Raw genomic sequence first — 10,461 nt, forward strand, 5'->3', positions numbered from 1 at the left:
GCGTCGGTGACGAGAACCCCGCCGACGTCGTCGCGCGGCTCCAGGCCGACCCGCGGGTCGCCGCGGTGCAGCTCGACCACGTCCGCCACGCGTTCGCCTGGACCGACGACCCGCTGCTCGAGGAGGGCTGGCCGTACGTCGACCTGGTCCGGCTGCCGCGCGCCTGGGACGCGTCGACGGGAGCCGGTGTGACGATCGCCGTCCTCGACACCGGCGTCAGCGCACACCCCGACCTCGTCCTGGCGTCCGGCGGCAAGGACTTCGTCGACAACGATGCCGACCCGTCCGACCCGAACGGCCACGGGACACTCGTCGCCGGCGTCGCCGCGGCGCGCGGCAACAACGGTGCCGGCTCGGTCGGTGCCGCATACGACGCGAAGATCCTCCCCGTCCGCGTGCTCGACGCGGACGGCAACGGCAACGACTCGACGATCGCCGCGGGCCTGGCGTGGGCGACGAGCCATGGCGCCTCTGTCATCAACCTCTCGCTCGGCGGCACCGACCCCTCGCCCGTGCTGCGCGATGCGATCGCGACCGCCGTGGCCGCGGGCGCGGTCGTGATCGCTGCGGCGGGGAACGACGGCACGCAGGAGGCGCAATACCCCGCCGCGTACGCACCGCAGATCGAGGGGCTGCTCGCTGTCGCGGCCACCAACGACGACGGCCAGACCACTGCGTTCTCCAGCTTCGGTGACTGGGTCTCGATCTCCGCGCCGGGGTACCAGATCATCGGTCCGAGCAACCGCGGCGGCTACGTCTACGACTCCGGAACCTCCTTCTCCGCGCCGTTCGTCGCGGGTGTCGCGGCCCTGCTGCGAGCCCGTCCGGGCGTGCTGTCCCCGGCCGTCGTCGAGCGGCGTCTGATCGCGGGCGCTCGGGACGCCGGACCGCGCGGTGTGGACCCCTACTACGGCGCGGGGGTGCTGGACGCGGCAACCGCACTCACCTCTGCCGACGCCCTCCCCGCCGCCGTCGCTCCGCCGTTGGACCGCGCTCCGGTCGATCCTGGCGCCTCCGACGACACCCGCGCGACGGCCATGGTCCTCACCGCCGCCGGGGCTACCGGGATGCTCTCGCCCGAGGGCGACGAAGACTGGTACGCCTACGACGCACCTGCGCGCGGCTGGTACAGCGTCGAGGTTCCGGGYGCGAACGGCTACTCCGGCCGGGATCTGGACCCGGTCGTGGAGGTACGGGACGGCGAGGGACGCGTGCTGGCCACCGGACGCGACCTGAGTACGTATGGCGAGGTGGACGTGACCGTGGGTGCGCCGCACGCGATGCGGCTGTACATCCGGGTCACCAACCGGAACGGTTCCGCGAGCGACGTGGACTACCGCGTCTCGGTGAGGAGCTCCTCGACGGACCGGTTCACAGCCACGGCGACGGGGACGAGCGGAAGTTCCTGGGGCTTCTCGTCGAGCCTGGGACTCGCCGACGTCACCGGCGACGGCGTCGTCGACGCACTCAGGGTGTCAGGTGGACGGTACCTCCTGCTGAACCGCGGAGTCGGCGACGGATCGTTTGAGCACGTCGAGCTCGTTGGCCTGAGCAACAGTGACAGCGGTGGCGGATTCGTGGCTGCCGACCTGGACGGCGACGGGCAGACGGACCTCGCAGTCGGCAGCGTCGCGGGCATTGCGTTCTTCGACACCGGGACCGGCGGCATCGTGCCGACGGGGACGCTGCCGATGTCGACCAGCGCGGCCGTGATGGCAGGCGGTGACATCGACGGGGACGGCGACGTGGACCTCGTGGTCGGACGTGAGGCGTCGGACGTCGTGCAGGTGCTGCTCAACGACGGCGGGGGAGGCTTCACACCCGGAGCGAGCGCCACCCGCCCGGAGCCACGCCGCGTGACCCTCGGCGACGTCAACGCCGACCACCGGCCGGACCTGGTGTGGCCGACCGGTGTCAGCCTGCAGAACCCGGACGGCACGTTCGCGCCGGCCATCCCGCTGCCGGCCCTGCAGATGATGGACGGCGACCAACCCGACGTCGCGGTCGCCGATGTCACCGGGGACGGTGTGCCGGACGTGGTCCGCAACTCGCGCGTCGGCAGCGCCGTGCAGGTCGACTCATGGTCGGGCGCCGGATTCGGCCCGTCCGCCCTCTACCCGACCGCGTTCAACGCCATGCCGTACACCGTCGCCGTCGCCGACTTCGACCTCGACGGGCGCCAGGACGTCGTCGCCGCAGGCTTCGGCGTCCTCTCGTACTTCCCGCAGACGAGCGCGGGGACGCTCGGCGCCGCGGAGGTCAGCGTCCTCCGCTCGTCCGGCTCCCTCGCGAACGGGGCGCTGGCAGTGGCCGACCTCGACGCGGACGGCGCGCCGGACGCCGCACTCTCCATCGCCGACGGTGTCATCGCCATGCACCAGAACGCCCTGGACGCCGTGCACCGGTCGCCCATCGCGGCGAGCGCCGTCTCGCCCGCCCCGAACACCGCGGGCGCCGACGTTCGACAGGCGACCACGATCTCGTTCGAGCGCGACATGTCCGCGGCCTCGGCGACGCCCGCGACGGTCCGGCTGGTGGACGGCGCGACGCAGGCCGACATCCCCAGCACAATGACATGGACGTCCGCTCGGACACTGACGATCACGCCGACGTCCGACCTGGGCGTCGGCAACCACTACACGGTCATCGTGGACGGGTTGCAGGACGCGGCTGGGGCGACGCAGCGGACGCCAGTGCGCACGTGGTTCACGGTCGGCGCGAACGGTGAGCGATACACGCCCGTCGATCCGGTACGCGTGCTCGACACCCGAAGTGGGCTCGGCTTGCTGAACTCGGGCCCCGGACCGCGCCAACCCGGCGTGCCACTGCAGCTCCAGATCCTTTCGTTGCCCGCCGACGCGACGGCCGTCGTCCTGAACGTGACGGCCTCGAACCCCTCAGCGCCCGGGAACATCCGGGTCTACCCGACCGGCCCGGGCGCCCCGCCGAGGGTCTCCAACCTCAACGTCATGCCCGGGGTCGACCAGCCGAACCTGGTGACGGTCGCGCTCGGCACCGACCGCTCGGTGACCCTCCTGCCCGAGGCCACCACGACGCACCTCATCGCCGACGTCGCCGGCTACTACAGCGCGGGCGCGGCCACAGCGTTCGAGCCATTGACACCGAGACGCGTGATGGACATGCGCAACGGCACCGGCGTCCGCAAGGGCGCCCTGAAGGCCGGCCAGTGGGTCGACCTGTCCGTCGCCGACGGCACCCTCGTGCCCAAGGACGCGACCGCCGTCGTCCTGAACGTCACCGGCACCCAGGTCACCGGACCCACCCACGTGCGCGTCTACCCGACCCCCGGCGCGGGCGAGGACCAGACCCCACCGGACATCTCCAACCTCAACCTGCTGCCCGGCCGCGACCAGCCCAACCTCGTGACCGTCAAGGTCGGCGACGGCGGACGCGTCCGGTTCTTCACCCCGATCGCCTCGGAGCTCCTCATCGCCGACGTCGCCGGCTACTACACCGCCACCGGCGACAACGGGTTCGTCCCGATCAGCCCCGTCCGCATCGGCGACACCCGGTCCACCAACGGGTTCACCGGCAAGCTCACCGCCGGCACGGCACAGGACCTCGCCGTCACCGGCCACGCCGGGGTCCCGTCGAACGCGGTCGCCGCGGTCCTGAACGTCACCGGCGTCCACCCGAGCCTGCCCACCCACGTCCGCGCCTACCCCACCGCACCCGGCAACCCGCCCGACGTGTCCACCATCAACCTGGTCCCCGGCCGCGACGACGCCAACCTCGCCCTGGTCAAGCTCGGCACCGGCGGCACGGTCTCCTTCTTCACCCCCGTGGGCACCACCGACCTCGTCGTGGACGTCAGCGGATACTTCCGACGCTGAGCCGGCCGGCTCAGCGGGCGAAGTACCCGGCCACGTCCACCACCAGGTCGACGTCGGCGGTGGCCGGGTAGAACGAGACGGCGCCGCCGAGCCCGACCGGGACGACCGCGAGGTTCGCCTCGTCCCTGCCCGGCACCAGGTTGATCGTGGAGATGTCCGGGGGCGCCGCCGACGTCGTCGGGAACGCCCGCACGTGCGTGACGCCGCGCGGCTGGACGCCGGTGACGTTGAGCACGGCCGCGACAGCACCTGCGGGCACCGACCCGGCGCCGGCGATCTTCACGCTGGACACGGTCCCCTTGTGCAGCGTGGTGGCGATCCCCCGCCCGCTGCGCGTGTCGACGACCCGGGTGGGCGCCACCGGTACGAAGCCGTTGTCGCCCGTGGCGGCGTAGTAGCCGGCGATGTCGGCGATCAGGTCGGCGCGGCCCTGGTGCAGGTAGAACCGGACGCGGCCGGCGTCCCCGATCGGCACGGTGACCAGGTTCGGCTGGTCGCGCCCGGGCGTGAGGTTGAGGTTCGAGATGTCCGGCGGGGTCTGGTCCTCGGAGTCGGCCGGAGCCGGGTAGACGCGCACGTGCGTCAGCTGCGCGACCTGGGTCGCCGTCACGTTGAGCACCACCGCGACCGCGTCGGCGGGCACCCCACCGACCCCGGTCACGCGCAGGTCGACCGACGATCCCCCCACCAGCGGGCCCCGGCGCACCCCGGTCCCGCTGCGCGTGTCGAGGAGCCGCTGCGGCGCGAGCGGCTCGTACGCCGTCGCTCCCCCGGGGGCGTAGTAGCCCTGCAGGTCCGCGATCAGGTGCGTCGACGTCCCGGACGGCAGCAGGTCGACGTAGCCGAAGTCCCCGAGGGGCACGGTGACGAGGTTGGGCTGGTCGATCCCGGGTGCGACGTTGACGTTCGAGACGCCCGGCGGCGTCGCCCCGTAGTGGTACGGGTAGACCCGCACGTTGCCGAAGCCCGCGGGCGACGCCGCGGTCACGTTCAGCACGACGGCCGTGGCGCCACGGTCGGCCAGCTCGTGCAGGTCGAGGACGAGCTGCTCGCCCGACGCGATCCGGTGCGGCGCCACGTGCATCCCGGTGCCGTCCCGGGTGTCCAGCACCCGCAGGGGCTCGACCGGCGTGTACCGCGACCCGCCGGCGGCCACCGTGAACCAGGACCGGAACGGCTCGTCCTGCGGCACCCCGGAGGCGTTCACCAGCCCGTCGACGACCACCTCGTAGTGGTCCCCGGCCTGCAGGTCCGCCGACGGCGTGAGGCTGATGGTCCGGTCCGCCGCCGAGTACGTCCGCGTCGCGGTGACGGTCGCGCCCGTGGCGTCGACCAGGCGCACCGAGGTGGCAGTGAGCGAGTCGGTGCGCAGCGTGGTGTCGAGCGCGATGCGCACGGTGGGCCGGACGCCGACGCCCGAGGCGTGGACCGCCGGCGTCACGTCCTTGACCCAGGCGACGCCGACGCCTGCCCGGGCGAGGTTGCGGCGCACGACCTCGACGATGGGTGCGCCGTCGATGTCGGTGTGGAGGACGACGATCTCCTGGCTGCCGTCGCCGTCGAGGTCGACGGCTTGAACCGTCTGCGCCGGCGTCGAACCGGAGTACCCGACGAGCCGGTCCCCCGAGTGGTCGGGCCCGAGCGTCCCGTCGGGCAGCTGGGAGGAGACCCGCAGCTCCTGCCATCCGGTGAGGACCCCGACGACGTCCGTGCGACCGTCGTCGTTCGCATCGGTGAGCACGAGCCCGCTGCCGGACGAGTCTGCGGTGCGCAGGTCGATGCCGCCGTCGGCACGCTGCACCCCGACCACCAGCCCGAGCGTGGTCCGGCTCACGGCGTCGGCACGGCCGTCGCCGGTGACGTCCCCGATCCGCACCTCCGCCGCCGCAGGCCGCCCCGACGGTTCGTAGACGACCCCTGCCTCGAACGTCCCGTCACCCCGGCCCCGGAAGACCGAGCGGCCGTCGGCGATGTCCTGCCGCCCGTCACCCGTCACGTCGCCGACGGCGGGCATCTGGCTCGCGATCGGGACCGAGGCGCTGACCAGGCTGAACACGCCGTGCCCGTCGTTGAGCGCCACGCGTCCGCTGTCCCCGGACATCACCGCCGAGAGGACGACGTCGACGTCGTGGTCACCGTCGAGGTCACCCAGCACGGGCATCAGCAGCCAGCCCGGGATCGCCAGTGCCGTCCCCGGCACGAGCTCGCCGTTGCGCTGCAGGAAGGGGAGCACCCCCGACACGATCGCCTCACCGCTTCCCGACCAGGTGCCGGCCAGGACGTCGGTGCGGCCGTCGCCGTCCAGGTCCGCCGTCGCGAGCCGACCGCTGAGCGAGATGCCCGGCGGCGGCTCGACGAGCATCGGCTCGCTCAGCCGCCCGTCCCCGGACCCCGCCAGCACGCCGATGCCGCCGTCCGGCTCGCCGACGAGGACGTCGGGACGACCGTCGCCCGTCACGTCACCGGTCGCGAGCGTCATCGCCCCCGGCCCGGCGTCGTAGATCGCATTGCTCGCGGGCGCGGGGGCCGGCAGCGGACCGACCGAGATCCCGTAGCGGATGTCCGAGGTCGCGGCCGTCTGCATCGTGACCCGTACGAAGAGCGGACCGGCCGCCGGGAGCCAGACGTACTCCTGACCCAGCCCGTCGAACCGCCGGAGCACGGCCCCCGACCCGTCGCGGACCTCGACGACCGGGGACAGCACCCCCTCGAACTCGGCCGTGTCGGCGTCGTCGACCTCGAGCTGGACCGCGGACCACCCCGCGGCGCCGTCGAATCGGTACCAGTCGACGTCCCCCTCGGGGGSGAGCGTGCCGTTGACCTGAAAGCTGGCGGGCGTGGCCGTCCCGCGGGTGTCGTTGGACCGACCGTCGCCGCCGACGCGGTCCAGGGCGACGGCGGGCGCCGCGCGCGCGGCATCGGTCCAGGTGACCGCCGCGGCGGCGTCCAGCAGGCCGGCGCCGTAGAAGGGGTCGGTGCCCCGCGGGCCGGCCTCGCGGGCCGAGTCGACGAGCCGCCGCTCGAGCTGCGCCGGGGTGAGCGCCGGTGAGTGCGCGCTGACCAGCGCCGCCACGCCGCTGACCAGCGGCGCGGCGAAGGACGTCCCCGTCCCGACCTCGTAGCCCGTCCCCGCGGCGGGACCGAGGATCTGGGACCCCGGCGCGGCGAGCGTGACGTCGTCGCCCCACGACGACTCCGGCAGCATCGCTCCGTCGTCGTCGGTCGCCGAGACAGCGACCAGCCCGTCGACGGCCGGCGCGTACGCGGCGGGGTACTGGGGGGTCTGCGTGCCCGAGTCGCCCGCGGCCGCGACGACCACCGAGCCCGCGGTGATCGCGGCGCGGATGGCATCGAGGAGCACCGGCGACGTCGCCGGTCCGGCCAGCGACAGGTTGATGACATCCGCGTGCTGGGCCGCGGCCCACGCGATGCCCGCGGCGATCCGGGAGTCGGGCGCCGCGCCGTCGGCGTCCAGCACCCGCACCGGGAGAACCTTGGCCGCGTAGGCGGCGCCGACCCCGCCGAGCCCGTTGTTGCCGTTCGCTGCGACGATGCCGGCCACCGTCGTGCCGTGCCCGTTGGGGTCCTGGGGCACGGAGTCCCCGTCGACGAAGTCCTTGCCGGGCAGGAGGCGCCCGGCGAGGTCCTCGTGCGCAGCGTCTACCCCGGTGTCCAGGACGGCGACGACCGCTCCCTGGCCGGCGGTGACGTCCCACGCCCGGGGCAGCCGGACCAGGTCGAGGTACGGCCAGGTCCAGTCGTTGCCGGGGTCGTCGGTCCAGCCGGCGGCGTGCCGGACGTGGTCGAGCTGGACGTCGACCACGCTCGGGTCGTGCGCCAGGCGGTCGAGCACCTCGGCCGCCGACTCCTCGGTCCCGACCCGCACGCGGACGTAGTCAGTGCCGGACACGATCACGCGTCCCGTGGCCCCGGCCCCGTCCAGCGCGGCGCGTTCCCGGACTGCGGAGGTCTGGTCGGCGAACTTCACGAGCAGGTGGTCGACCTCGGCGGCGGCAGGATCGACCGCAGGCCCCGGGACCTGCGGGTACGGACCCCGATCGGTCGGGCGGTCACGTGTCGTCGGGTCGACGCCCCCGCCCTGCCCGCTCGCGCTCGCGCTCGCGCTCACCGGGAGCGCCCCGACGACCAACGCGACGGCCACGAGAAGGGCGGTGGCGAGGCGAGGCATCGACGGCTCCGGTAGCTGATCGGGCGCCCGACCAGCAAGACGTCGTGGCCCGCGCGAGCGTACCGAGTCCCGGACGTCGCGGTCACGGGCTTCGCCCGGACGGGTGAGCGTCGGTCTCGTCCCTGTCACCCCCAACCCGGCTTTGGAACACCTGCTCCGGGTGGGGTTCGCCCACAAGCTCGGCACCGTCTACCCGCCCGTCGGCGCCACCGACCTGGTGGTCGAACGTCAGCGGGCGAAGTACCCCGCGACGTCGACCACCAGGTCGACATCGGCGGTGGCCGGGTAGAACGAGACAGCTCCGCCCAGCCCGACCGGGACGACCGCGAGGTTCGCCTCGTCCCGGCCCGGGACGAGGTTGATCGTCGAGATGTCCGGCGGTGCCGCGGACGTCGTCGGGAAGGCCCGCACGTGGGTGACACCGCGCGGCTGGACCCCGGTCACGTTGAGCACCGCGGCGACCGCCCCCGCGGGGACCGGCCCGGAGCCGGCGATCTTCACGCTCGAGACGGTCCCCTTGCGCAGGGTGGTCGAGATCCCCTGCCCGCTGCGGGTGTCGACGACACGGGTCGGCGCCACCGGCACGAAGCCGTTGTCGCCCGTGGCCGAGTAGTACCCCGCGATGTCCGCGATGAGGTCGGCTCGGCCCTGGTGCAGGTAGAAGCGGACGCGCCCCCCATCTCCGACCGGCACTGTCACCAGGTTCGGCTGGTCCCGCCCGGGCGTCAGGTTGAGGTTGGAGATGTCGGGCGGCGTCTGGTCCTCGGAGTCCGCCGGTGTCGGGTAGACCCGCACGTGGCTCCGCTGCGCCACCTGTGTCGCGGTCACGTTCAGCACGACGGCGAGCGCGTCCCGGGGCACCGAGCCGACGCCCGAGACGCGCAGGTCGACCCAGGAGCCTCCCGTGAGCGAACCGCGGCGCACACCCACGCCGCTCCGGGTGTCCATCAGCCGACGGGGGGCGGTCTGCTCGAACGCCGCGGCACCGGCAGCCGAGTAGTACCCGGCCACGTCGGCAATGAGATGCGTGGACGTCGACTCCGGGAGCAGAGCCACGACGCCGTCGTCGCCGATCGGCACCGTCACGAGGTTGGGCTGGTCGACACCGGGCGCGACGTTGACGTTCGACACCCGCGGGGGCGCGGAACCGGCACGGTACGGGTAGACGCGGACGTTCCCGAAGGTGGTCGGCGAGGCCGCGGTCACGTTGAGCACCACGGCGGTCGCGCCGACAGCCGTCAGGTCGCGCAGGTCGAGCTTGACGACCTCGCCGGACGCGATCTTGTGCGCCGCGACCGTCATACCCCGCCCGGTTCTGGTGTCCAGGACGCGCATCGGGTCGACCGGGGTGTATCGCGCGCCGCCCGCGGCGACCGTGAACCACGAGCGCTCGGTCTCCGTCATCGACCTGCCGTCCACGTACCGCACGCCGGAGACTCGCAGCTGGTAGTGCCCGCCGCCTGAGAGGTCGACGGACGGTACGAGAGAGATCGTTCGCGTCGCGGCGTCGTAGCTGGGCACGGAGGGGACCTCAGCCCCGGTGAGGCCGTCGATCAGGCTCACGGTCGACGGCGAGACCGACGCAGGGTCGACCTCTCCGTCGAAGCCGACCTTCAGGCTCGGTCGGGTGGCGACACCGGACGCCCCCTGTCCCGGCGAGACCGAGCTGACCCACCCCTTCCTCAATGGCGTTCTTCGATCGAGGCGGCACTGTCGGAACGTCGCGGGACCGTCGCGGTGGCCGAGCACGATGTCCGGCCATCCGTCCCCGTCCAGGTCCGACACCTGCAGCGCGTTCGTCAGCGGGGAGTCGAACGGCGCGTCGATGGCCATGCCGGCACCGAGGGTCCCGTCCGGCAGCTGCGGAAGGAGCCAGATGCGAGACCCGCGCCCGTCGGCGAGGAGCACATCGAGCCGTCCGTCCAGGTCCATGTCGCCGATCGCGACCGGCCCACTCGCGCCGCCCGGCGCGTAGTGCGTCCCGTCGCCGAGCCCGCCACCGGCCAGCTGCGGGTCGACGCGGACCCCGTCCCCGTCCGTGCGCACGACGTCGATGCGGCCGTCACCCGTCACGTCGCCCAGCCTGACATCGGGCATGAACACCGACGCCGAGAGCGGAAGGGCGACCGGGGCGCCGAACGTGCCGTCGGGCTGCTGCACCAGCATCGATCTCCCCCCGACGATGTCGGGCCGACCGTCCCCGGTGACGTCCCCGGCCTCCACGTGACCGAGCCATCCGGACACCGTCGACGACGATCGGGTGAACACCCCCGTCCCGTCGTTGAGCCAGACGGCGATGGAGTCGTTGTTCTCGAGGACGAGGTCGGGGTCGCCGTCGCCGTCCATGTCGGCGATCGTCGGGCTCCCGAACGGCGTGCCCAGGATCGATCCGACCTCGAACGAGCCGTGGTCCTGCAG

At 73.3% G+C, this 10,461-nt stretch carries 3 protein-coding genes; 1 reads left to right on the top strand and 2 read right to left on the bottom strand.

Annotated features, from left to right (window positions below):
• Positions 1 to 3,854, top strand: a 3,854-nt coding sequence (locus tag ACXJKG_RS15115) for a S8 family serine peptidase (protein WP_456846571.1), incomplete at its 5' end; no start/stop codon positions are given.
• Between the two features lie 10 nt (positions 3,855 to 3,864).
• On the opposite strand, the gene ACXJKG_RS15120 is transcribed toward ACXJKG_RS15115, so the two are convergent.
• Positions 3,865 to 8,043 carry a S8 family serine peptidase gene (locus ACXJKG_RS15120; RefSeq protein ID WP_456846572.1) on the bottom strand — a complete coding sequence of 1,393 codons (4,179 nt, stop codon included), beginning with the start codon at positions 8,041 to 8,043 and terminating at the stop codon, positions 3,865 to 3,867.
• A 228-nt stretch (positions 8,044 to 8,271) separates the two neighbouring features.
• Positions 8,272 to 10,461, bottom strand: a 2,190-nt coding sequence (locus ACXJKG_RS15125; RefSeq protein ID WP_456846573.1) for an FG-GAP-like repeat-containing protein, incomplete at its 5' end; no start/stop codon positions are given.

It is taken from the genome of Cellulomonas sp. P5_C6 (assembly GCF_054049635.1).